Genomic DNA, 23,058 nt, shown 5'->3' on the forward strand with positions numbered 1-23,058 from the left:
TTATGATAAGATGAACGTTTTGATCACAGTAAGTCTTTTGCGAGCAAGAAGCAGCTATTTCAATATGCATGTAAAAAGCACAAGGTCACTATCTTGAGAGCGGAGGGAACGTTTTGAACATTATTCAAAAAGTGGTTGTGAAACAAGTGTTAACTGAAGCAAGCAAACAAGATCTTGAAAATCGTTTTATAAATCGCAAGCAGGCGCTTGAAAAAGAAATGGAACAGCTGAAATTTCAGTTAAAGCACATGGAAAAAGCCAATAAAGGTTCTTCTTTATTACATAGTCAGTTTGAAAAAGAAAAATCCGCTCGCCTTGAAAAAATTGAAGTGTTGAACTTTCAGCTGACGCAATTAGAAAAGCTTCCTTTAGGGAGCGAACTCGTTGAAACGGAACTGGATGCCTTGGTAGAGGTAGAAATCGGCGATGATTGGGAAAAGATAAAAGAAAGTAAAACAATTATTATAAAAGATAGCAAAGTTGTTGAGATTAGATAGAGGTGAAGAAGTATGAAATGGTTTAAGGTTGGAAAAATTGTGAATACCCATGGTGTAAAAGGAGAAGTTCGTATTGTATCAACTACGGATTTTGCTGATGAGCGTTATGAAAAAGGAAATAAACTTTATATCTTCAAAGAAAAGCAAAGCGAGCCGGTAGAAGTAACAGTGGCAAGCCACCGCAGGCATAAAAATTTTGATCTGCTTACATTCGAAGGCTATCAAAACGTAAATGATGTTGAGCAGTATAAAAACTGCGAAGTAAAAATCCCTGAGGAGCAGCTAACGGATTTAGAAGACGGTGAATTCTATTTCCACGAAATTATTGGCTGTACAGTAAAAACAGAAGACGGAGTAGAGGTAGGAACGGTCAAAGAAATTTTAACGCCGGGAGCTAATGATGTGTGGGTTGTTAAAAAAGGCGGAAAAGAAGTTCTTATTCCTTACATCGACGACGTTGTACAATCTATTGATATAGATGAAAAAGAGATTGTTATTACAGTAATGGAAGGGTTATTGGACTAATGAAAATTGATGTACTGTCGCTATTTCCTTCTATGTTTGACGGTGTTTTTGGTGAATCAATTTTGAAAAAAGCACAGGAAAAAAATGCGGTTGAACTGAATGTAGTTAATTTCCGAGAATATTCTACGAACAAACATCAAAATGTGGACGATTATCCTTACGGCGGAGGTGCTGGAATGGTATTGACGCCTCAGCCTATTTTTGACGCTGTAGAAAAGCTGACTGAAACAGCCAAGAAGCCCCGGGTAGTTTTGCTTTGTCCGCAGGGCGAACGCTATACACAGGCAAAAGCAGAAGAGCTGGCAGCAGAAGAGCATTTAATTTTTATTTGCGGTCATTACGAAGGATATGATGAACGAATTCGTGAGCAGCTGGTAACTGATGAAATTTCAATTGGTGACTATGTATTAACTGGAGGAGAGCTTGGTGCAATGGTTGTGATCGATAGCGTTGTTCGCCTGCTTCCCGATGTGCTTGGCAATAATCATTCAGCTGTACAGGACTCACACAGTACCGGTTTACTAGAGCACCCCCACTATACGCGTCCCGCTGATTTTAGAGGCTTAACGGTTCCTGAAGTACTTATGTCAGGAAATCATAAAAAAATTGAACAGTGGCGCCAAAAAGAGTCTTTAAAGCGCACGCTGCTTCGAAGACCGGATATGCTTGAAAAGATAGAGCTAACAGAAGAGCAAAAGAAACTAGTAGCTCAATTAAAAGAAGAAAATCAGCTTTCATAAATCCATAAAATTTATGCATAAACTCTGTTGCATACGGTATAAGAGTGTGCTAAGATAGATTTTGTGGCTTGGGCAGATGTCTGGTCACCTATAACGATGTTCCGCTGCAATGATTGAAAAGCATTGGTATGAGCGTCTGTTGGAAGGAGTTGAAACACGCGATGCAAAAATTAATCGAAGAGATTACAAAAGAACAATTAAAAACAGATCTTCCTACGTTCCGTCCTGGTGATACTGTACGTGTACACGTAAATATCGTTGAGGGTACTCGTGAACGTGTTCAGGTATTTGAAGGTGTTGTTATTAAGCGTCGTGGCGGTGGTATCAGCGAAACATTTACAGTACGTAAGATTTCTTACGGTGTAGGTGTAGAGCGTACATTCCCACTTCATACGCCAAAAATTGCAAAAATCGAAGTAATGCGCCGCGGTAAAGTACGCCGTGCGAAACTTTATTACCTACGTGAATTACGTGGTAAAGCTGCGCGTATTAAAGAAATTCGATAATAGTAAAGGGGAGCTTGTTTATACAAGCTCCTTTTTTCAAATGTTTTTTTAGAACGATTCGTTCTCTGACAGTAAAAAATAGACGTACAAGTCATCATTTTTTTATTCTATTTATTTATTAGGCGTTTCAAACATTATCGTTTAAAATAAAGGTATGACATAAGAGTTGGAGGACTGAAGATGGCTCGAAAGAAAAATGAACTGTGGGAATGGATAAAAGCAATCGCCATTGCCGTACTGTTAGCTGTTGTAATTCGCTATTTCTTGTTTGCACCGATTGTAGTAGATGGACTTTCTATGATGCCTACGCTGCATGACCAAAATCGAATGATTGTAAATAAGTTCTCCTATAAGATTGGTGATCCTGATCGCTTTGATATTATTGTTTTTCATGCTACAGCGGAAAAAGATTACATAAAACGTATTATCGGACTGCCGGGTGATCATATTGAGTATCGAAATGATACGCTATATGTAAATGGAAAAGCTTATAAAGAACCCTATTTAGATCAGTATAAAAAAGAAGTGATTGACGGTAATTTAACCGAAGATTTTAAACTAGAAGACGTAACGGGTAAAAAGACCGTGCCAGAAGGCTATTTGTTCGTGATGGGAGACAATCGACGCTACAGTAAAGACAGCCGTCAGATTGGCTTTGTGAGCATGGACAAGGTGCTTGGTAAAACGAGCGCCGTATACTGGCCGATTAAAGAAGCACGTTTTGCAAAGTAAAATATAAAAGGTGAGTAAAATATGACAATTCAATGGTTTCCTGGCCACATGGCCAAGGCCAGAAGACAAGTAACTGAAAAGCTAAAATTGATTGATATTGTATACGAACTGGTTGATGCACGCATTCCGCAATCATCGCGAAATCCAATGATTGATGAGATTATTGTGAACAAGCCGAGAATCGTATTGCTGAATAAAGTGGACAAAGCTGATCCGCGCGTTACTCAGCAGTGGCTAGATTATTACAAAGCACAAGGTATTTATGCCTTAGCTATTGACGCACAAGCAGGTAAAGGAATGAAACAAATTGTTTCGTCTTCCAAAGAACTTCTTCAAGAGAAGTTTGACCGTATGCGCGCAAAAGGAGTCAAAAAACCCCGCGCTATTCGAGCGATGATTGTAGGGATTCCTAACGTTGGTAAATCCACGCTGATTAATCGCCTTGCCAGTAAAAAAATCGCCAAGACCGGAGATCGTCCAGGTGTGACGCAAGCACAGCAGTGGATTAAGGTAGGAAATGAGCTGGAGCTACTTGATACGCCAGGTATTTTGTGGCCTAAGTTTGAAGATGAAACAGTTGGATATAAGCTTGCGACAACGGGTGCTATTAAAGATACCATTTTAAATATGCAAGATGTTGCTGTTTATGCGCTGCGCTTCTTAACTAGCCATTACCCAGAACAATTAAAGCAGCGTTATGATTTAAATGAAATCCCTGAAGACATTGTAGAGCTTTTTGATGCAATTGGGTCGCGCCGCGGCTGTTTAATGGGTGGCGGCATGGTGGATTACGATAAAACGGCTGAGCTTGTTCTTCGAGAAATTCGAACGGATAAAATTGGCACCTTTACATTTGATGATCCAAGTGAAGCTGAACAGCAGCTGTAAGCAATACATTGCGAACTGAAACAAAAAACGCCTCTGCCTTTTTAGCATGAGGCGTTTTTTATGTAAAAGTGCCGCATGGAAATGTTGATATAAAGAAGGTGGAGCTAATGAAAAAGAGTATTAAGGAAATAAAAGAAGAACTAAAGCAAGTGAGAAGCCCGGAAGATGCTTTATTTAAGGCATATGCGCAAGATGAGCGTAAAGGTGTGCAGCAGGTTATTATTCAAAAACAAAGGCAATTTGAAGCCGCTGAGCGCTTGAAGAAACAGTTTGATGAAATGATGGCATATGAAAACGAATTATACAATCAAGGAGCAACCTATATTGCCGGAGTAGATGAAGTAGGAAGAGGACCGTTAGCAGGACCGGTAGTAGCTGCTGCTGTTATTTTGCCGCCGGATTTTTTTCTCCCTGGTTTGACGGATTCAAAGAAGTTATCAGAAGCAAAGCGAGAAGCGTTTTATGAAGAAATTTGTAAAAGCGCTGTCGCTATCGGTATAGGTATTATAGACGCAGAGGTCATTGATTCTATTAATATTTATGAAGCAACAAAAAAGGCAATGACTGAAGCAATTGAACTTCTAGCTGTTCAGCCTGATGAACTGCTTATTGATGCGATGAAGCTGCCGGTGCCTATTTCGCAGCAGTCAATCATCAAAGGCGATGCTACAAGCATTTCCATTGCTGCAAGTTCTGTTATTGCAAAAGTGACGCGAGATCGAATGATGAAAGAACTTGGTGAACGCTATCCTGCATACGGATTCGAAAAACATATGGGATATGGAACAAAACAACATTTAGAAGCAATCGAACAATATGGAATTTTGCCAGAACACCGCCGATCTTTTGCACCAATAAAAAACCAAGTAAACTAGAACATGATACCCAAGCATATCTCTGCTTTTTAGCGCATGTTTCACATGCGGGATTTTAGGCTCAAAAAGGATATAGCTTATTTAAGTGGAGATATTGCAGAGGGTGAAGTTCGTAAATTATTTTCCTCTCAGTTCGCTTCAGTTGTGAAGGTTGATTTACATGATCAACCGTACGTTTAACGTCCGCAGAGTCTCATTGACCTCATAAGGTATGGTTAAGTACTATCTCCATAAAAATATCAATTTTCTTATTATTTCAATATTTTTCACTAGAATAGTAGACAATTAGACAATTATTTTTATACAATGAAAGCGCAGTCTATTTTGTGCAGTATAGTTTTGTGGTTGATTATGTTAGGAGGATGGGAAATGAATATCCATGAGTATCAAGGAAAAGAACTACTCAGAAAATATGGGGTTGCAGTACCAAACGGTCGAGTAGCTTTTACTGTTGAAGAAGCAGTTGAAGCAGCAAAGGAATTAGGTTCACAAGTATCAGTGGTGAAAGCACAAATCCATGCTGGTGGACGCGGTAAAGCGGGCGGTGTCAAAGTAGCAAAAAACTTAGATGAAGTTCGTACATATGCACAAGATATTTTAGGAAAGACCCTCGTAACACACCAAACAGGCCCTGAAGGAAAAGAAGTTAAGCGCTTGTTAGTTGAAGAGGGATGCGATATTAAGAAAGAATACTACATCGGTTTAGTTCTTGATCGTGCAACGTCTCAAGTTGTATTGATGGGTTCTGAAGAAGGTGGAACTGAAATTGAAGAAGTGGCGGAAAAAACGCCTGAAAAAATCTTTAAAGAATATGTGGATCCTGCGATTGGTTTACAAGCATTCCAAGCTCGCAGACTTGCATTTAATATTAATATTCCAAAAGAACTAGTTGGAAAAGCAGTTAAGTTCATGACAGGTTTATATACAGTATTTGTTGAAAAAGACTGCTCAATTGCAGAGATTAATCCTCTAGTTGTAACAGGTGACGGAGACGTTATGGCATTGGATGCGAAGTTAAACTTTGATTCAAATGCGCTGTATCGTCAAAAAGATATTCTTGAATATCGTGACCTTGAAGAGGAAGATGCTAAAGAAATTGAAGCATCTAAATACGACTTAAGCTACATTTCACTAGATGGTAATATCGGTTGTATGGTAAACGGTGCAGGTTTAGCAATGGCAACGATGGATATTATTAAACATTACGGAGGCGACCCTGCTAACTTCCTGGATGTTGGGGGCGGCGCAACTGCTGAAAAAGTAACAGAAGCGTTCAAAATTATTTTATCTGACCAAAATGTAAAAGGTATTTTCGTTAATATTTTCGGCGGGATTATGAAATGTGATGTTATTGCAACAGGTGTTGTTGAAGCAACGAAACAAGTTGGATTAAGCCTTCCATTAGTTGTTCGCTTAGAAGGAACAAACGTTGAACTTGGAAAAGAAATTTTACAAAAATCAGGCTTAAATATCACAGCTGCTGAATCTATGGCAGACGGCGCACAAAAAATCGTTTCACTAGTGAAATAGAAAGGCTGGGGGATAGGAATGAGCGTATTTATTAATCAAGATACAAAAGTAATTGTACAAGGAATTACAGGCGGAGTTGGCCTTTTTCATACACAGCAAATGTTAGAATATGGAACGAAAATTGTTGGTGGCGTAACACCAGGTAAAGGCGGCTTAGAAGTAGAAGGTGTTCCGGTATTTAATACGGTTGCCGAGGCAAAAGAAAAAACAGGCGCAACGGCTTCTGTTGTATATGTTCCGCCAGCATTCGCAGCTGACTCCATTATTGAAGCAGTTGACGCAGATTTAGATTTAGTTATTTGTATTACGGAAGGTATTCCAGTATTAGATATGGTAAAAGTAAAGCGTTATATGGAAGGAAAACGTACGCGCCTTGTGGGACCTAACTGCCCAGGTGTTATTACACCGGAAGAATGTAAAATTGGAATTATGCCAGGGTACATTCACAAAAAAGGTCATGTAGGTGTAGTTTCACGTTCTGGTACATTAACATATGAAGCTGTTCATCAACTTTCTGAAGCTGGCATTGGCCAATCAACAGCTGTTGGTATCGGTGGTGACCCAGTGAACGGCACGAACTTTATCGATGTATTAAAAGCGTTTAATGAAGATGAAGATACGTATGCAGTAATTATGATTGGTGAAATCGGCGGTACGGCAGAAGAAGAAGCGGCAGAATGGGTAAAAGCAAACATGACAAAACCTGTGGTCGGCTTCATTGGCGGTCAAACAGCACCTCCAGGAAAACGTATGGGCCATGCTGGTGCTATTATTTCAGGTGGTAAAGGGACAGCATCTGAAAAAATTAAAACAATGAATGAGTGCGGTATCCAAGTAGCTGAAACACCATCTGTTATGGGAGAAACACTTATTAAAGTGTTAAAAGAACAAGGCATTTACGAGCAGTGTAAGACTCATTAATAGAAGACATATAGCCTCCTTTGAATGGGGGCTATTTTGTCCATTTAAAAAGGAGATTGTAGAATGTCTGATTTACGGGAAAAATTAATTCATTTAGCACATTGTCCATCTGTTAATTGGAAACAAATTTTTACGCTACTTCAACAGAATTCTTCATTACAAAATCTCTACGAGTACTCTCCATCACAGCTTCAAAAACTATTGACTCTCTCGATTGAACGTGCTAATCAAATAAAAAAAGATTTGCAAACTATTCCAATACGAGATATTCTAGATAAATATGACGCTGAGAATATTCAATGTGTCACCATCCTAGATGATGAATATCCTGAACTTTTGCGCCATATTTATGATCCGCCTTGGGTATTATTTGCAAGAGGAAAGATTTCTCTCCTACACGCTACGGCAAGCTTAAGCGTTGTAGGAACAAGGAACCCCACTTCATATGGAACTGCAGCTCTGACTCATATTGTTAAGCCGATGCTGCATGAAGAATTTGTCGTTGTAAGTGGACTGGCCTTAGGGATTGACCAGGCTGCTCATGAACTGGCTATCGCTGAAAAAGCTAAAACGATTGCAGTTTTAGGCGGAGGGTTTTATAATATTTACCCAAGAGGAAACCAAAATTTAGCAAGAGAAATTGCGCAGCATCATTTGCTGCTTTCTGAATATGCCCCGTTTATGAAGCCGACAAAATGGTTTTTCCCTCGCAGAAACAGAATCATTAGCGGATTAACAGGAGGCACGTTGGTGGTGCAAGCAAAAGAAAGAAGTGGATCTTTTATTACCGCCGACCAGGCGCTTCAGCAAGGAAGAGAAGTATTTGCCATACCGGGTTCTATTTTTGAAGAAACATCATGTGGAACGAATAAGTTAATTCAATTAGGGGCAAAACTTGTGCAAAGCGCTGCTGATATTACAGATGAAATGATGTATATAAGATGAATGTTTCAAAGTAGTCATATTCTTGCATGGTATGAAATACTAGTGAGATACGTAGTAAAATCGTATGACTTATCTTTTGGACATTTGACAAACAAGAACCAAATATTTAATAATAATGAAGATTTTATTCTACCTCTTGAGGAGGAACAAATAGATGTCTGACTACCTAGTAATTGTAGAATCGCCTGCAAAGGCTAAAACAATTGAACGTTATTTAGGAAAGAAATATAAAGTAAAAGCATCGATGGGACATGTTCGCGATTTACCTAAAAGTCAAATGGGAATTGATATTGAACAGGATTACAATCCGAAATATATTACAATTCGCGGGAAAGGCCCGGTTTTAAAAGAACTAAAAACAGCGGCTAAAAAAGCAAAGAAGATTTACCTAGCAGCCGATCCAGACCGTGAAGGAGAAGCGATTGCATGGCACTTGGCGCACAGTTTGGATGTAGACATTGCATCGGACTGCCGCGTAGTATTTAATGAGATTACAAAAGAAGCGATTAAAGAATCTTTTAAACATCCACGAGCAATTAATATGGATTTAGTAGATGCTCAACAAGCACGCCGTATTCTTGACAGGCTGGTTGGCTACAACATCAGTCCATTGCTGTGGAAAAAAGTGAAAAAAGGATTAAGTGCCGGAAGGGTTCAATCAATTGCAGTGCGGTTAATTATTGATCGTGAAAAAGAAATTGCAAAGTTTATCCCAGAAGAATACTGGACGGTAAAAGCAACTTTTCAAAAAGGGAACGACCAATTTGAAGGCCAGTTGATCGAATATCAAGGAAAAAAAGTAGAGCTATCGAATGAAAATGATGTAACCAACATTGTTAAACAATTAGATGGAAATGAATTTTCAATTTCTAAAGTAACAAAACGTGAGCGAAAGCGTAATGCGGCTCCTTCTTTTACCACGTCTTCATTACAGCAAGAGGCAGCGCGGAAACTGAACTTCCGAGCGAAAAAAACAATGATGATTGCGCAGCAATTATATGAAGGAATTGATTTAGGAAAAGAAGGCACAGTAGGTCTTATCACGTATATGCGTACCGATTCTACTCGTATTTCAGAAACAGCTCAAACGGAAGCTAGAGATTACATTACGAACGCATACGGAAATCAGTTTGTGGCAACGGAAAAGCGTAAAGAAAAGAAAAATTCGAACGCGCAAGATGCCCACGAAGCGATTCGTCCAACTTCAGCTCTTCGTAAACCAGGAGAGGTAAAAGAGTTCTTATCGCGTGATCAGTATCGACTGTATAAGCTAGTATGGGAGCGCTTCGTTGCTAGTCAAATGGCACCTGCAATTATGGATACAATGGCTGTAGATTTGAAAAATGGAGACGTAACATTTAGAGCAAACGGCTCCAAAGTTAAATTTCCAGGCTTTATGAAAGTGTATGTTGAAGGCAATGATGATCAAGTGGAGGAAAAAGAAAATCTTCTTCCAGACTTAGAAGAAGGAGAAGTAGCTTATTCTAAAGACATCGATGAAAAGCAGCACTTCACACAGCCGCCGCCAAGATATACTGAAGCTCGTTTAGTCAAGACATTAGAAGAGCTAGGCATTGGCCGACCGTCTACATATGCTCCAACACTTGACACGATTCAAAAGCGCGGGTACGTAGCGCTCGATAACAAGCGTTTTGTTCCAACAGAACTTGGAGAAATTGTACTAGAGCTTGTATTGGAGTTTTTCCCGGAAATTTTAGATGTAGAGTTTACAGCTAAAATGGAAAACGATTTGGATGAAGTGGAAGATGGTAATGTTCAATGGGTGCGTGTTATTGACGAATTTTACAGTGATTTTGAAAAACGCTTAGAACATGCTGAAAAAGAAATGCGCGAAGTGGAGATTAAAGATGAACCTGCCGGAGAAGATTGCGGAGAATGCGGTTCACCTATGGTATACAAAATGGGACGCTACGGAAAATTTATGGCATGCTCTAATTTCCCTGACTGCCGCAACACAAAGCCAATTGTAAAAGAGATTGGCGTAAAGTGCCCGAAATGTGAAGAAGGAAATATCGTTGAGCGAAAATCGAAGAAAAAGCGTACATTTTATGGCTGTGATCGATTCCCGGGCTGTGACTTCGTATCTTGGGATAAGCCGATTGCAAGAAAATGTCCGAAATGTGAAAACCTGCTTGTGGAGAAGAAACAGAAAAAAGGAACTCAAGTCGTCTGTACAAGTTGTGATTATAAAGAGGAAGCTCAGCAGTAAAAGAGAATGGGATGAATTCCCACACTTTAAATTTAAAAATAGCAGTTATATAAGATGCGGCGACATTGCTTCATGTGCTAAAATGGAAACGTTATTAGCGACATTGAGTAATGTCGCATTTTCTTTGTCCCGTTAAAAAAGGAACAGACAAGTGAATGAATAAGGAAAATGATAGAAAAGATAGAAATGAAGTTGGAGGATTTACAATGAATGAACAAGTAATTAATGTTATCGGAGCAGGTCTTGCTGGAAGTGAAGCGGCTTGGCAAATCGCAAAGCGCGGTTTGAAAGTCCGTCTTTATGAGATGAGACCAGTGAAGCAAACACCTGCTCATCATACGGACAAATTTGCTGAATTAGTATGTAGTAATTCACTGCGTGCAAATACATTAACAAATGCAGTGGGTGTTTTAAAAGAAGAAATGCGATTATTAGACTCTGTAATTATTCGTTCAGCAGACGAGTGTGCGGTTCCAGCAGGTGGAGCACTGGCTGTTGATCGTCACGAATTTGCCGCTCGTGTGACGGAAAGTGTTAAAAACCATCCGAACGTAACGGTTGTTAATGAAGAGATTACGGAAATTCCACAAGGGCCAACTGTTATTGCAACAGGTCCGTTAACGTCAAAAGATTTATCAGAACAGCTGCGCGCGTTAACAAGTGAAGATTATTTATATTTTTACGATGCGGCTGCACCTATTATTGAAAAAGACAGCATTGATATGGATAAAGTATATCTTAAATCTCGCTATGACAAAGGGGAAGCTGCCTATTTAAACTGTCCGATGACAAAAGAAGAATTCCAGCGTTTTCATGAAGCATTAATCAATGCAGAGACGGTTCCTTTAAAAGAATTTGAGAAAGAAATTTATTTTGAAGGATGTATGCCAATTGAAGTAATGGCCTCACGCGGAGAAAAAACAATGCTCTTTGGACCCATGAAACCAGTTGGGTTAGAAGATCCGAAAACAGGAAAGCGACCTTATGCAGTTGTTCAGCTTCGTCAAGATGATGCAGCAGGTACACTATATAATATCGTAGGTTTCCAAACACACTTAAAATGGGGAGCACAAAAAGAAGTATTAAGCTTAATCCCAGGTTTAGAAAATGCAGAAGTAGTACGCTACGGAGTTATGCATAGAAATACGTTTATTAATTCTCCTAAATTGTTAAAGCCTACGTATCAATATCGTGAGCGTGATGATTTATTCTTTGCTGGACAAATGACGGGAGTAGAAGGATATGTAGAATCAGCTGCGAGCGGATTAATGGCAGGAATGAACGCAGCTCGACTTGTGCTTGGTGAAGAATTGGTTGTATTGCCGCAGGAAACGGCGATTGGCAGTATGGCTCACTATATCACACATACAAACGCAAAAAATTTCCAGCCGATGAATGCCAACTTTGGCTTATTCAAAGAATTGGAAGTGCGAATCAAAAACAAACAAGAACGAAATGAAACGCTTGCTAAACGAGCATTGGAAACTATTCAGAATTTTACAACAAAATAATCAAAATTGTTTGCAAGGGCTACTTAATTGTGATAATATTTAGTAGCCCTTGTGAGGTGATAACATTGGAATTTGTTAAAGATGTATTAAATTCCTTTCTAGAATATTTACAAATTGAGAAAAACTATTCAAAATATACAGTTGACTGCTATGAAAAAGACATAGGTATCTTCATGTCTTTTATGCAGGAAGAGCAAATACAAAACCTACAAAGTGTTACATATGCTGATGCAAGGCTGTTTTTAACACGCCTATATGAAAAGCAGTATTCAAAAAGATCGATGTCACGCAAAATTTCTTGTTTGAGAACGTTTTATCGTTACTTAAATAGAGAAGAATTAGTAGAAGATAATCCATTTGCGCTCGTTACCCTTCCTAAAAAGGAGGAGCGAAATCCTCGCTTCCTGTATGAAGAGGAGATTGTGAAATTATTTCAAATGAATGACTTAACAACTCCGTTAGGGCAGCGTAATCAGTCTCTATTAGAATTGCTGTATGCCACCGGAATACGAGTGAGTGAATGCGCATCTATTAAGCTTAGCGATATAGATTTTTCACTTCAAACTTTGCTCGTATATGGCAAAGGGAAAAAACAACGGTACGTGCCATTTGGCTGTTATGCCAAGGACGCTCTTAGAGTATATATAGATAATGGAAGAAAGCTTCTTTTAAAAAAGGCTCCTTCTGATACTCATTCGCTCTTTTTAAATTATAAGGGGACACCGTTGACAGACCGAGGCATACGCTTAGTCATTGATCAGTTAGTAAAGAAGACCGCTGAGAATATACATATTAGTCCACACGTTTTGCGGCATACTTTTGCGACTCATATGTTAAATGAAGGGGCAGATTTACGTACAGTTCAAGAAATGCTAGGTCATGAACATTTATCAACCACTCAAATATACACACATGTGACGAAGGATCGTTTAAAGGCAGTTTATATGAATCACCATCCTCGCGCATAAAAGGAGGAGTTAATTTGTCTACTTTCCATGCTACTACGATTTTTGCGGTTCAGCATAACGGTCAATGTGCCATGTCTGGGGACGGACAAGTAACGTTCGGAAATGCTGTTGTTATGAAACATACTGCTCGAAAAGTAAGACGTTTATTTCAAGGGCAAGTTCTTGCCGGCTTTGCAGGTTCAGTAGCTGATGCATTCACTCTTTTTGAATTATTTGAAACGAAGCTTGAAGAGTATAACGGAAATCTTCAGCGTGCAGCCGTTGAGCTTGCTAAACAATGGAGAAGTGACAAAGTATTGCGAAAGTTAGAAGCAATGCTTATTGTTATGAACAAAGATAACTTACTGTTAGTATCAGGAACGGGTGAAGTTATTGAACCGGACGACGGCATTTTAGCAATTGGATCAGGCGGAAATTATGCTTTATCAGCGGGACGTGCATTAAAACAACATGCAGGCGAACATTTAACAGCTAAAGAAATTGCAAAAGCAGCTTTAGATGTAGCAAGTGAGATATGTGTTTATACAAATGATCATATTATTGTAGAAGAACTGTAGGAAAGGGGATTTTTTTATGAATTCTCATTTAACACCTCGACAAATTGTAGAAAAGCTCGATCAGTATATTATTGGTCAAACGAAGGCAAAGAAAGCGGTCGCTGTTGCGCTGCGAAATCGCTATCGACGCGGTCTGTTAGACGAATCTTTACGTGATGAAGTTGTGCCGAAAAACATTTTAATGATTGGTCCTACAGGTGTGGGTAAAACCGAGATTGCACGCCGCTTAGCTAAGCTTGTCGGTGCACCTTTTATTAAGGTTGAGGCAACAAAATTTACGGAAGTTGGATATGTAGGACGCGATGTAGAATCAATGGTTCGTGATTTAGTGGAAACGTCAGTTCGACTTGTGAAAGAAGAAAAAATGAACGGCGTGCGTGATCGCGCAGAAGAAAATGCAAACAAGCGGATAGTAGAGCTTCTTGTTCCAAGTAAAAAGAAGCAGCAATCGTTTAAAAATCCGTTTGAAATGATTTTTTCAAACGGTACACAGTCAAGCGATGCAGATCCTGATCAAGATGAGGAAACGAATATTGCAACGAAGCGCAAGCAGATTGCTCATCAGCTTGCTTTAGGAGAGCTTGAAAATCATTATGTCACAATTGAAGTAGAAGAGCAACAGCCTTCTATGTTTGATATGTTACAAGGTTCGGGTATGGAACAAATGGGCATGAACATGCAGGATGCCTTAAGCAATTTTATGCCTAAAAAACAAAAAAAGCGCAAACTTACTGTTAAAGATGCACGAAAAGTATTAACAAATGAAGAAGCGCAAAAATTGATTGATATGGATGAAGTGACGCAAGAAGCTGTGAATCGTGCAGAACAATACGGAATTATTTTCATTGACGAAATTGATAAAATTGCTCAGAAAAGTGGTAATTCATCTTCCGCTGATGTTTCACGTGAAGGCGTACAGCGAGATATTTTACCAATTGTAGAAGGGTCAACGATTGTTACAAAATATGGCGCAGTCAAAACTGATCATGTTTTATTTGTAGCAGCCGGTGCTTTCCATGTATCAAAACCGTCGGATTTAATTCCAGAATTGCAAGGTCGATTCCCAATTCGCGTTGAATTAACGAAGCTAACCGTTGAAGATTTTATAAACATTTTAGTAGAGCCAGATAATGCGTTATTAAAGCAATATGCGGCATTATTGGAAACTGAAGGTATACAAATTGAATTTTCTGACGATGCTATACGTAAGATTGCAGAAATTGCATATCAGGTAAATCAAGATACAGACAATATTGGTGCAAGAAGGCTTCATACGATTTTAGAACGTTTGCTAGAGGATTTATCGTTTGAAGCACCAGAAGTAACATTAGAGAAAATTGTGATTACTCCACAGTACGTGGAAGAAAAATTAGAAAAAATCGCTAAAAACAAAGATTTGAGTCAATTTATTTTATAGAACTGAAATCGCAGGAGGAAGAGTACTAATGGATTTATTAGGGAAAACTAGAAAGATTAATGCAATGCTACAAAAAGCAGCTGGTAAACCAGTAAACTTTAAAGAAATGGCTGAAACACTTTGCGAAGTGATCGAATCAAACGTATTCGTAGTAAGCCGTCGCGGTAAATTATTAGGAATCGCTGTTAAACAGCAAATTGAGAATGCGCGCATGAAAGATATGTTAGAAGCACGCCAGTTCCCAGAAGAATATACTCAAAGCTTATTTAACATTCAAGAAACATCTTCTAACTTAAACATTGAAAGTCAATATACAGCTTTCCCAGTTGAAAATAAAGACTTATTTGATGCAGGACTAACAACAATCGTTCCAATTATCGGAGGCGGAGAGCGTCTAGGTACGCTTGTATTATCTCGTTTAGACCGTCAGTTCGAAGACGATGATTTAATCCTTGCTGAATACGGTGCAACGGTAGTAGGTATGGAAATTCTTCGTGAAAAAGCAGAAGAAATTGAAGAAGAAGCACGTAGCAAAGCTGTTGTACAAATGGCAATTAGCTCATTATCATACAGTGAGTTAGAAGCTATTGAGCACATCTTTGAAGAGTTAAATGGAAATGAAGGACTATTAGTAGCAAGTAAAATTGCTGACCGCGTTGGAATTACACGTTCAGTAATCGTAAATGCGCTACGTAAATTAGAAAGTGCTGGCGTTATCGAATCACGTTCTTTAGGAATGAAAGGAACTTACATTAAAGTTCTTAACAACAAATTCTTAGTAGAGCTTGAAAAATTAAAATCTAACTAAGTTTATGAACAAAAAAGCACACGGGCTTTGCCCGTGTGCTTTTTTGTATGCTCTCAGTACAAAAAGATTCGCTGTGGGTTAAGACGATTCGTTCACTATTTTTATAAATCTTTAACAAAGTTCATATAAAAATCTAAAAATTATATTATAGAATCTTTAAATAGTAAAAAGATACTAGTTGATTACAAATCGTTACTTTTATTACATATTGTTCAGGGCTTATGGTATATATTTTGATTTTAAATTAAAAAAATAGAGCTAAAGTATAGCATTGATGTTAAAATATGCTTGGAAAACGAATGAAAATTTTGGTTTATAGTCCAAAAGTTCTTAAAAAAGGATAGACATTGCATGAAGTTTTTCTTACAATAAGTTCTATGGTACTAAAGTCGAAATTTGTCTCATTTTGAGAAAAATAGAATAGATAAGCAGGTGTAAGAAGTGAGTTTGTTTTCAACTACTTTTCAAACAATTGAAAATGGAATTAGCTACGCGTCACAAAAGCAGCAGACGATTGCACAAAATATTGCAAATGTTGATACTCCAAATTATAAATCGAAAACCGTATTGCGTACGAGTGAATTCCGAGATTTATTACATAACGAGTTAGAAGCATATCAGACTGATTCAAAACATATCCCATTTTCCGGTTCATCCCAGCGAGTGATTACCCAGCAAGGAAACACTTCCTATCAAGCAAATGGAAACAATGTGGATATGGATAAAGAGATGGCGGATATGGCTGAAAATCAAATTTACTATGAGGCGCTAGTAGATCGTTTAAATGGAAAATTTAATTCTCTTCAAACAGTCATTAGAGGAGGTAAATAAGTTTGACTATTTTTCAAAATATGAATATTACATCTTCAGCTTTAACTGCCAATCGTTTAAGGATGGACGTTGTTTCATCTAATATGGCGAATGCTGAAACGACAAGAGGGACGTACGTTAATGGTGAGTGGCAGCCTTACAAAAGAAAAATGGTTGTCATGCAGTCTGATCGTTCGCCTTCTTTTTCGTCCGTCTTACACTCCGAAATCAATAAAAATCAAAACAATGGTGTAAAAGTCACAGATATCGCAGAAGATAATACTCCTTTTAATTTAGTATATAACCCGACGCATCCAGATGCGAATGACCAAGGGTACGTGCAGATGCCGAACGTAGATCCTTTAAAGGAAATGACGGATTTAATTAGTGCTACTCGATCTTATGAAGCAAACGTGACGGTCTTTAATACAAACAAAAGTATATTAACAAAGGCATTAGAAATTGGGAAATAAAGGAGCGATAAAATGATTAATGGTATCAGCAATCAAATAGCCATAGCAAAAACAGCAGCTTCTACTACCACTGGACAAACAACTCAACAGTTTTCAACGTTTTTAAAAGACTCAATCAATGAGTTAAACAATACTCAACGCGCTTCGGATATAGCGACTGAAAAGCTTGCTAAAGGAGAAAACGTCGAACTCCAAGATGTAATGATTACTGCTCAAAAAGCAAGTATTACGATGCAAACGGCTCTTGAAATACGCAATAAAGCTGTTGAAGCCTATCAGGAAATGATGAGAATGCAAATGTAATTGAGCGGTTATTAAAGAAAATGAAAATAGTAATAACCGGAGGAATACCATGAATGAAAGAATAGCTCTTTATCGAGATAAGATGAAAGTCTTTTGGAATAACCGCAAAAAAGGACAAAAAATAGCCCTTATCGCTGCTCCTCTTGCGGCTGTTCTAGTCATTAGTTTAGCATCTGTTTTTTTAAACAAGGATAAATTTGTCCCTCTTTATAGCAATCTATCGGCTCAAGAAACAGGACAAATCAAAGCAGAGCTTGATGCTAGAAGCGTTCCTTCAGAAATCTCTGATAACGGAACAACCATTTCGGTACCTGAACAAAGCGTTGACTCGCTAAAAGTTGATTTAGCTGCACAGGGAATTCCTGATAGCGGAAGTATCGACTATTCGTTTTTTGGGAAAAATGCGAGCTTTGGTATGACAGATAATGAATTTAATGTGTTAAAACTCGATGCGATGCAAACTGAATTGGCTAACTTAATGAAAAACATTCAAGGAGTCAATGATGCAAAAGTGATGATTACCCTTCCCAATGAAAGCGTCTGGGCGAATGAAAAGCAGGGAGAAGCATCAGCATCGATTGTGCTTAATACAAAGGCTGGTTATAAATTTGATGATCAGCAAATTAAATCTCTTTATCATTTAGTATCCAAAAGTGTGCCAAACCTTCCTACAGATAATATCGTCATCATGAACCAATATTTTGAGTACTTTGATTTAAAAGGTAACGAAACGAATTCAGCTTCTAGCTCATTTGCTTCGCAGAACGAAGCGAAAAAAGAAGTTGAGCGAGATATTCAGCGTCAAGTACAGCAAATGCTAGGAAGACTGGTCGGTCAAGACAAAGTAATGGTCTCTGTTACAGCAGATCTTGATTTTACACAGGAAAATCGCGAAGAAAAGCTAGTAGAGCCTGTTGATAAAGATAATATGCAAGGAATTGCCGTTAGCGCTGAAAAAATTAATGAAACATTTTCTGGTAAAAACGCTCAAGATGGAGGCGTTGCTGGAACAGGAGAAAAAGATACAACAAATTACTCATCTAGTACAACAAGTGGAGACGGAGACTACGAAAAAAACGAAGAACGAATTAATTATGAAGTGAATAGAATTCATAAAGAAATCGTCGAAAGTCCATACAAAATTCAAGATCTTGGCATTCAAGTAATGATAGATCTGTCCAATGCAAAAGGGAAATCACAAGTTTCCGATACGCTTGAGTCAGACGTTCAAAAAATGTTAGGTACAATTGTCCGTACTTCTATTTCAAAAGACGCAAATACGAAAGCCCTCTCGGATAATGCGGTCAGCGATAAGATTACCGTTTCCGTTCAGCCGTTTAATGGACAAGAAACAGCTGACAACACAGCAAGTTCGATTCCATTGTGGATGTATATAACCGGAGGAGCACTGCTGCTTATTATTGTTGTTCTTATTGTGCTGTTGGTTAGGAAAAGACGTCAAGACTTTGATGAAGAGGAATATGATGAAGAGTACGAGGAAACTTTTGAAGCATATGAAGCGGCACAAAAAGCTCCTGTTTTAAGTGCTGAACAGCAAACAAAAAGCAATCTTGAAACGTTAGCGAAGCAAGACCCGGAAGAGTTTGCAAAACTGCTGCGAACATGGATTAGTGAGGATTAGGAGGAAAGCTAATGGTAAAGGCTATGCAAAAAAATGAGTTAACTGGAAAGCAAAAAGCAGCAATTTTGTTGATTTCTCTCGGTCCGGATGTATCAGCTTCTATCTATAAACATCTCAGTGAAGATGAAATTGAGCAACTAACGCTTGAAATTTCTTCAGTGAGAAAAGTAGAGCCGTCTCTAAAAGAAGCTGTGCTTCATGAGTTTGAACAAATAACGCTTGCTCAAAACTACCTTGAAAAAGGAGGAGTAAGCTATGCGAAACAGGTGTTAGAAAAAGCACTTGGACCAGAGCAGGCTATGATGATTATCAATCGATTAACTTCTTCTTTGCAAGTTCGTCCGTTTGATTTTGCCAGAAAAGCTGATCCTATGCAGCTGTTAAATTTCATTCAGCATGAGCATCCTCAGACGATTGCCCTTATTTTATCTTACTTAGAGCCGCCGCAGGCAGGACAAATCTTATCATCACTGCCTCAGGAAAGGCAAGCGGATATTGCAAGACGGATTGCCACGATGGGAAGTACGTCTCCCGAAGTCATTAATGAAGTGGAGCAAATTTTAGAGAGAAAGCTTTCTGCTACTGTTACCCAAGACTATACCCAAACAGGTGGTTTAGAAGCAGTAGTTGAAGTATTAAATGGAGTAGACCGAGCGACTGAAAAAATTATTATTGATACGCTTGAAATTCAAGATCCGGCATTAGCAGAAGAAATCAAACAGCGAATGTTTGTATTTGAGGATATCGTAACGCTCGATAACCGTTCTATTCAGCGTGTGATACGAGATGTAGAAAATGATGATTTATTGTTGAGCTTAAAAGTAGCAAGTGAAGAAGTGAAATCTATTATTTTTAAAAATATGTCTAGCCGTATGGTGGAAACGTTTAAAGAAGAAATGGAATTTATGGGTCCTGTGCGTTTGAAAGATGTAGAGGAAGCTCAGTCACGTATCGTTGCTGCAATTAGACGTTTAGAAGATGCTGGTGAAATTGTACTAGCTCGAGGTGGAGGAGACGATATTATTGTCTAATATCATTAAATCAACTTATACGAACAAACTTTCAGACGAAAATGCGAAGCACATTCAAGTCATTCCGTTTGGTTTTCCGATACAAGATGAGCCCACAGAAGAGCATCTTCAGCAAGAAAATGCACAGCATGTTATTAAACAAGCGCACAGTGAAGCTGAAATAATAAAGGCCGAGGCAGACGCTTACCGAAAACAAGTTCAAAACGAAATTGAACGTTTGAAAAAGCAGTGGGAAGAAGAGAAGGTGCTGCTGTTTCAACAAGAACAAAAGCGAGGCTATGAAGAAGGATACGAAGAAGGGCTACTTCAAGGAAAACAAGAGTATGAGCATGTATTAGCCATGTCGCGAAACATTGTTGACGAAACAAAGAATCAGTACTACGAATATATAAATCAATCTGAAGAAATCATCTTTGAATTAGGTTTCACCCTAGCTGAAACGATTTTAAATGAGCAGCTTCAAAGAGATGAATCATTTTTATCACTTGTTGCAAGGTCTTTAAAAGAAGTTAGAGAACATAAAGAAATCCAGCTTTTTGTTTCTCCGAAAAAATATGCATATGTATGTGAACATAAACGAGAACTGTTCGATTTGTTGAACGGAGAAACCGGGCTATTTATTTATGCAGATGAAAATCTTCAGGAAATGGATTGTGTCATCGACTCCTCTTATGGGCGTCTTGTTGCTTCTTTTGATAGTCAGTTAACGGAAATGAAGAAAAAATTAAAAGAACGTTTGTTAGAGGAGAGTAAACATGAAAGTCGCACAACTCATTCATGAAATCCCGCGCATATCTTCTTTTAAACGGTACGGGAAAGTCAGCCGAGTAGTAGGAATGATGATTGAATCTAAAGGACCTAGAACGTCAATAGGAGATGTTTGCTTTATTCATCTTAGTGAACGAGGAGATAAAATTCGTGCAGAAGTTGTTGGTTTTAACGGTGAACACGTCGTTTTAATGCCTTATACGTCTGTTCGATATATCGGACCTGGCTGCCTAGTGGAAACGACAGAAAAACCTCTGCAGGTAAGCGTGGGAAAAGAGTTAATAGGTCAAGTGCTTGATTCGCTAGGGAACCCTTTAGACGGGTCTGAACTTTCTCAATATCTGCCGTTTGTTTTAACCGACCAAGACCCGCCTAACCCCTTAGAGCGCCCGCCTATTGAACAGCCAATTGAAGTAGGGGTACGAACGATTGATAGTTTGCTAACAGTAGGTCAAGGGCAGCGCATCGGTATTTTTGCAGGAAGCGGTGTTGGGAAAAGTACGCTGCTCGGGATGATTGCACGCAATACAAAAGCAGATATCAATGTCATTGCCCTTGTAGGCGAGCGAGGAAGAGAAGTTAGAGAGTTTATTGAGCGAGATCTTGGAGAGGAAGGGTTAAAGCGCTCCGTTGTAGTAGTTGCTACCTCGGATCAGCCTGCTCTGCTTCGAATGAAAGCAGCATATACAGCTACTTCTATTGCTGAATACTTTCGAGATGAGGGGCTGAGCGTCATGATGATGATGGATTCTGTTACCCGTGTAGCAATGGCTCAAAGAGAAATTGGATTAGCCGTAGGTGAACCTCCGACTACCAAAGGTTATACACCATCTGTTTTTGCTAGCTTGCCAAGGCTGCTTGAACGTACAGGAACTAATCAACATGGATCTATTACTGCTTTTTACACTGTATTAGTAGACGGTGATGATATGAACGAACCTATTTCGGATACGGTGCGAGGCATTATAGACGGACATATTGTACTAGACCGGGAGCTGGCCAATAAAGGTCAATATCCGGCCATCAATGTCTTAAAAAGCGTTAGTCGCGTGATGAACCATATCGTAAGTGAACGGCACAAAGAAGCAGCTGAAAAACTGCGTTCATTAATGGCTACCTATGCTAATTCTGAAGACTTAATTAACATAGGTGCCTATAAAAGAGGATCTTCTGCTTACATTGATGAGGCCATCCACTATCATCCTGTCATTGATGCATTTTTAAAGCAAAAAACGAACGAACATCCATCATTTGAAACAAGTGTAACAAAGCTCTGTGAACTGTTTGTGAAAGGTGAGTAAATATGGCATATGAATTTAGGTTATCTAAAATAATGGCAATCAAGTCAAATGAAAAGGATGAACTGCTATCTCAATATAATCAATCCTTGCAGCAGTTTGAAACAGCGGGTGAAAAGCTTTATAAAAAGCTAAAAGAAAAAGAAACGCTGATTGAACAGCATACGGGCAAAATGAAGCAAGGGCTTTCTATTTTAGAAATTACATCGTTTCAGCAGTTTTTAACAAGTGCCGAACGAGTGATTGAAAGGCTGCAACAAGAGGTCATGTTTGCAAGACAGCAAATGAACTTAAAGAAACTGAAGCTAGAAGAAAAGAACATAGAAGTAAAGAAGTATGAAAAGTTAAAAAAGAGAGACTACGATTCTTATATAACCGCGGAAAAACAGTTAGAAGCGAAGCAAATGGATGAGCTGTCGCTACAGCAGTATATGCTGCATAGGAATTAGGTGGAAAACATGGCTAATCAAAAAGAGTTAAGAGAAGAGTACGAAGAAGAAAAGTCTTACAGTAAAAGCCAAGTGTTTTTATTTTTAATCTTTATTCCAGCGGTGTTCCTCATCTTGGCGGCTTATATTGTTCTGACGCTTTTAGGCGTTAATGTAAATGATAAAGTTTCAGGTATTACACACGCCATTCCGTTTGTATCAAGTGAACAGTCGCAAAAAAATGAAAATATTCAAGAAAGCAATGAAGAAATACAAAAGCAGGTTGAGAGCCTTCAAAAGAAGCTGAGCACGAAAGAAAAGCAAATCGCAGCTTATGAGAAAACGATCGCTACAAAAGATCGTCAAATGGATGAACTAAAAATTGAAATGCGCGATATGGAAGAAAAAGCCGATGATGAAGCGAAAAAACAAAAGAACAATCAGCTGGCAAAAAAAGATGTCATTGCTACTTATGAAAATATGTCTCCTAAAAATGCAGCGCTCATCTTTGCCGAATTAAAAGAAGACAAAGCGGTCGCGATGCTTAAGCAGTTCAAAGCGAGTACAAGAACGGCAATCTTAGAAAAAATGGATCCGAAAGTAGCTGCACGCTATACGACATTGTTAACAGATCAGATTGAGGAATAAAAGCAGA

The 23,058-nt window shown here is 38.6% G+C and carries 25 protein-coding genes; all 25 read left to right on the plus strand.

Going from position 1 to position 23,058, the window contains the following annotated elements; translation table 11 throughout:
• Positions 1-113 precede the first annotated feature (113 nt).
• The 25 genes from AC0KUU_RS03455 (at position 114) to AC0KUU_RS03575 (ending at position 23,051) form a co-directional block, all read left to right on the plus strand.
• Complete coding sequence (locus AC0KUU_RS03455; RefSeq protein ID WP_097824513.1) at positions 114-497, plus strand: YlqD family protein; 384 nt, start codon at positions 114-116, stop codon at positions 495-497.
• A gap of 12 nt (positions 498-509) precedes the next feature.
• Positions 510-1,022, plus strand: a complete 513-nt coding sequence (gene rimM, locus AC0KUU_RS03460; protein WP_013058896.1) for a ribosome maturation factor RimM — start codon at positions 510-512, stop codon at positions 1,020-1,022.
• A complete protein-coding gene (gene trmD / locus AC0KUU_RS03465; RefSeq protein WP_097824512.1) occupies positions 1,022-1,762 on the plus strand; it encodes a tRNA (guanosine(37)-N1)-methyltransferase TrmD in 741 nt (246 codons plus the stop codon). The genes rimM and trmD overlap by 1 nt, the downstream gene beginning before the upstream one ends.
• 161 nt (positions 1,763-1,923) lie before the next feature.
• Positions 1,924-2,268, plus strand: a complete 345-nt coding sequence (gene rplS / locus AC0KUU_RS03470) for a 50S ribosomal protein L19 (protein WP_013084808.1) — start codon at positions 1,924-1,926, stop codon at positions 2,266-2,268.
• A gap of 180 nt (positions 2,269-2,448) precedes the next feature.
• Positions 2,449-3,000 carry a signal peptidase I gene (lepB, locus tag AC0KUU_RS03475; RefSeq protein WP_013058893.1) on the plus strand — a complete coding sequence of 184 codons (552 nt, stop codon included), beginning with the start codon at positions 2,449-2,451 and terminating at the stop codon, positions 2,998-3,000.
• Positions 3,001-3,021: 21 nt separating this feature from the next.
• Positions 3,022-3,888 carry a ribosome biogenesis GTPase YlqF gene (gene ylqF, locus AC0KUU_RS03480; RefSeq protein ID WP_028410801.1) on the plus strand — a complete coding sequence of 289 codons (867 nt, stop codon included), beginning with the start codon at positions 3,022-3,024 and terminating at the stop codon, positions 3,886-3,888.
• 107 nt (positions 3,889-3,995) lie between these two features.
• Complete coding sequence (locus AC0KUU_RS03485) at positions 3,996-4,763, plus strand: ribonuclease HII (protein ID WP_043976467.1); 768 nt, start codon at positions 3,996-3,998, stop codon at positions 4,761-4,763.
• Positions 4,764-5,132: 369 nt separating this feature from the next.
• Positions 5,133-6,293 (plus strand): ADP-forming succinate--CoA ligase subunit beta, encoded by a 1,161-nt coding sequence (gene sucC / locus AC0KUU_RS03490; RefSeq protein ID WP_013058890.1) that lies wholly within the window; start codon positions 5,133-5,135, stop codon positions 6,291-6,293.
• An 18-nt stretch (positions 6,294-6,311) separates the two neighbouring features.
• The gene (gene sucD / locus AC0KUU_RS03495) at positions 6,312-7,214 is read left to right on the plus strand and encodes a succinate--CoA ligase subunit alpha (protein WP_013058889.1); all 903 of its coding nucleotides are present in this window, start codon (positions 6,312-6,314) and stop codon (positions 7,212-7,214) included.
• Between the two features lie 63 nt (positions 7,215-7,277).
• Positions 7,278-8,159 (plus strand): DNA-processing protein DprA, encoded by an 882-nt coding sequence (dprA, locus tag AC0KUU_RS03500; RefSeq protein WP_043976470.1) that lies wholly within the window; start codon positions 7,278-7,280, stop codon positions 8,157-8,159.
• A gap of 154 nt (positions 8,160-8,313) precedes the next feature.
• Positions 8,314-10,389, plus strand: coding sequence for a type I DNA topoisomerase (gene topA / locus AC0KUU_RS03505; protein WP_028410804.1), 2,076 nt, complete (start codon positions 8,314-8,316; stop codon positions 10,387-10,389).
• Positions 10,390-10,595: 206 nt separating this feature from the next.
• Positions 10,596-11,900 carry an FADH(2)-oxidizing methylenetetrahydrofolate--tRNA-(uracil(54)-C(5))-methyltransferase TrmFO gene (gene trmFO / locus AC0KUU_RS03510; RefSeq protein WP_028410805.1) on the plus strand — a complete coding sequence of 435 codons (1,305 nt, stop codon included), beginning with the start codon at positions 10,596-10,598 and terminating at the stop codon, positions 11,898-11,900.
• Between the two features lie 65 nt (positions 11,901-11,965).
• The gene (xerC, locus tag AC0KUU_RS03515; protein WP_014458427.1) at positions 11,966-12,868 is read left to right on the plus strand and encodes a tyrosine recombinase XerC; all 903 of its coding nucleotides are present in this window, start codon (positions 11,966-11,968) and stop codon (positions 12,866-12,868) included.
• A gap of 14 nt (positions 12,869-12,882) precedes the next feature.
• On the plus strand, positions 12,883-13,425 hold the full coding sequence (gene hslV, locus AC0KUU_RS03520) for an ATP-dependent protease subunit HslV (RefSeq protein ID WP_013058884.1): 543 nt from the start codon (positions 12,883-12,885) through the stop codon (positions 13,423-13,425).
• 16 nt (positions 13,426-13,441) lie between these two features.
• Positions 13,442-14,842: an HslU--HslV peptidase ATPase subunit gene (gene hslU, locus AC0KUU_RS03525; RefSeq protein WP_013084801.1), complete on the plus strand. Its 1,401-nt coding sequence runs from the start codon at positions 13,442-13,444 to the stop codon at positions 14,840-14,842.
• A 28-nt stretch (positions 14,843-14,870) separates the two neighbouring features.
• The gene (codY, locus tag AC0KUU_RS03530) at positions 14,871-15,650 is read left to right on the plus strand and encodes a GTP-sensing pleiotropic transcriptional regulator CodY (RefSeq protein WP_013058882.1); all 780 of its coding nucleotides are present in this window, start codon (positions 14,871-14,873) and stop codon (positions 15,648-15,650) included.
• Between the two features lie 441 nt (positions 15,651-16,091).
• Positions 16,092-16,481 (plus strand): flagellar basal body rod protein FlgB, encoded by a 390-nt coding sequence (gene flgB, locus AC0KUU_RS03535; protein ID WP_322552406.1) that lies wholly within the window; start codon positions 16,092-16,094, stop codon positions 16,479-16,481.
• 2 nt (positions 16,482-16,483) lie between these two features.
• Positions 16,484-16,933: a flagellar basal body rod protein FlgC gene (gene flgC / locus AC0KUU_RS03540; RefSeq protein WP_057243084.1), complete on the plus strand. Its 450-nt coding sequence runs from the start codon at positions 16,484-16,486 to the stop codon at positions 16,931-16,933.
• A gap of 12 nt (positions 16,934-16,945) precedes the next feature.
• A complete protein-coding gene (gene fliE, locus AC0KUU_RS03545; protein WP_162214913.1) occupies positions 16,946-17,236 on the plus strand; it encodes a flagellar hook-basal body complex protein FliE in 291 nt (96 codons plus the stop codon).
• A 49-nt stretch (positions 17,237-17,285) separates the two neighbouring features.
• The gene (gene fliF, locus AC0KUU_RS03550) at positions 17,286-18,878 is read left to right on the plus strand and encodes a flagellar basal-body MS-ring/collar protein FliF (protein ID WP_322552404.1); all 1,593 of its coding nucleotides are present in this window, start codon (positions 17,286-17,288) and stop codon (positions 18,876-18,878) included.
• Between the two features lie 11 nt (positions 18,879-18,889).
• Positions 18,890-19,909 carry a flagellar motor switch protein FliG gene (fliG, locus tag AC0KUU_RS03555; protein WP_025750326.1) on the plus strand — a complete coding sequence of 340 codons (1,020 nt, stop codon included), beginning with the start codon at positions 18,890-18,892 and terminating at the stop codon, positions 19,907-19,909.
• On the plus strand, positions 19,902-20,690 hold the full coding sequence (gene fliH, locus AC0KUU_RS03560) for a flagellar assembly protein FliH (RefSeq protein WP_043976479.1): 789 nt from the start codon (positions 19,902-19,904) through the stop codon (positions 20,688-20,690). Before fliG ends, fliH begins: the two co-directional genes overlap by 8 nt.
• Positions 20,665-21,978 (plus strand): flagellar protein export ATPase FliI, encoded by a 1,314-nt coding sequence (fliI, locus tag AC0KUU_RS03565; RefSeq protein WP_043976481.1) that lies wholly within the window; start codon positions 20,665-20,667, stop codon positions 21,976-21,978. The genes fliH and fliI overlap by 26 nt, the downstream gene beginning before the upstream one ends.
• Before the next feature lie 2 nt (positions 21,979-21,980).
• Positions 21,981-22,424, plus strand: a complete 444-nt coding sequence (gene fliJ, locus AC0KUU_RS03570; protein ID WP_013058874.1) for a flagellar export protein FliJ — start codon at positions 21,981-21,983, stop codon at positions 22,422-22,424.
• 9 nt (positions 22,425-22,433) lie between these two features.
• Entirely contained in the window at positions 22,434-23,051 is a 618-nt protein-coding gene (locus tag AC0KUU_RS03575) for a magnesium transporter MgtE N-terminal domain-containing protein (RefSeq protein ID WP_162214910.1), read from the plus strand.
• Positions 23,052-23,058 lie beyond the last annotated feature (7 nt).

The sequence above is a fragment of the Priestia sp. ST2 genome (genome assembly GCF_055810735.1).

Excerpts from the sequence above, each read along its gene's own strand:
- rimM (WP_013058896.1), top strand. The coding sequence starts at position 510 with ATGAAATGGTTTAAGGTTGGAAAAATTGTGAATACCCATGGTGTAAAA.
- trmD (WP_097824512.1), top strand. The coding sequence starts at position 1,022 with ATGAAAATTGATGTACTGTCGCTATTTCCTTCTATGTTTGACGGTGTT.
- rplS (WP_013084808.1), top strand. The coding sequence starts at position 1,924 with ATGCAAAAATTAATCGAAGAGATTACAAAAGAACAATTAAAAACAGAT.
- lepB (WP_013058893.1), top strand. The coding sequence starts at position 2,449 with ATGGCTCGAAAGAAAAATGAACTGTGGGAATGGATAAAAGCAATCGCC.
- ylqF (WP_028410801.1), top strand. The coding sequence starts at position 3,022 with ATGACAATTCAATGGTTTCCTGGCCACATGGCCAAGGCCAGAAGACAA.
- AC0KUU_RS03485 (WP_043976467.1), top strand. The coding sequence starts at position 3,996 with ATGAAAAAGAGTATTAAGGAAATAAAAGAAGAACTAAAGCAAGTGAGA.
- sucC (WP_013058890.1), top strand. The coding sequence starts at position 5,133 with ATGAATATCCATGAGTATCAAGGAAAAGAACTACTCAGAAAATATGGG.
- sucD (WP_013058889.1), top strand. The coding sequence starts at position 6,312 with ATGAGCGTATTTATTAATCAAGATACAAAAGTAATTGTACAAGGAATT.
- dprA (WP_043976470.1), top strand. The coding sequence starts at position 7,278 with ATGTCTGATTTACGGGAAAAATTAATTCATTTAGCACATTGTCCATCT.
- topA (WP_028410804.1), top strand. The coding sequence starts at position 8,314 with ATGTCTGACTACCTAGTAATTGTAGAATCGCCTGCAAAGGCTAAAACA.
- trmFO (WP_028410805.1), top strand. The coding sequence starts at position 10,596 with ATGAATGAACAAGTAATTAATGTTATCGGAGCAGGTCTTGCTGGAAGT.
- hslU (WP_013084801.1), top strand. The coding sequence starts at position 13,442 with ATGAATTCTCATTTAACACCTCGACAAATTGTAGAAAAGCTCGATCAG.
- codY (WP_013058882.1), top strand. The coding sequence starts at position 14,871 with ATGGATTTATTAGGGAAAACTAGAAAGATTAATGCAATGCTACAAAAA.
- fliE (WP_162214913.1), top strand. The coding sequence starts at position 16,946 with ATGATTAATGGTATCAGCAATCAAATAGCCATAGCAAAAACAGCAGCT.
- fliF (WP_322552404.1), top strand. The coding sequence starts at position 17,286 with ATGAATGAAAGAATAGCTCTTTATCGAGATAAGATGAAAGTCTTTTGG.
- fliG (WP_025750326.1), top strand. The coding sequence starts at position 18,890 with ATGGTAAAGGCTATGCAAAAAAATGAGTTAACTGGAAAGCAAAAAGCA.
- fliI (WP_043976481.1), top strand. The coding sequence starts at position 20,665 with ATGAAAGTCGCACAACTCATTCATGAAATCCCGCGCATATCTTCTTTT.
- fliJ (WP_013058874.1), top strand. The coding sequence starts at position 21,981 with ATGGCATATGAATTTAGGTTATCTAAAATAATGGCAATCAAGTCAAAT.
- AC0KUU_RS03575 (WP_162214910.1), top strand. The coding sequence starts at position 22,434 with ATGGCTAATCAAAAAGAGTTAAGAGAAGAGTACGAAGAAGAAAAGTCT.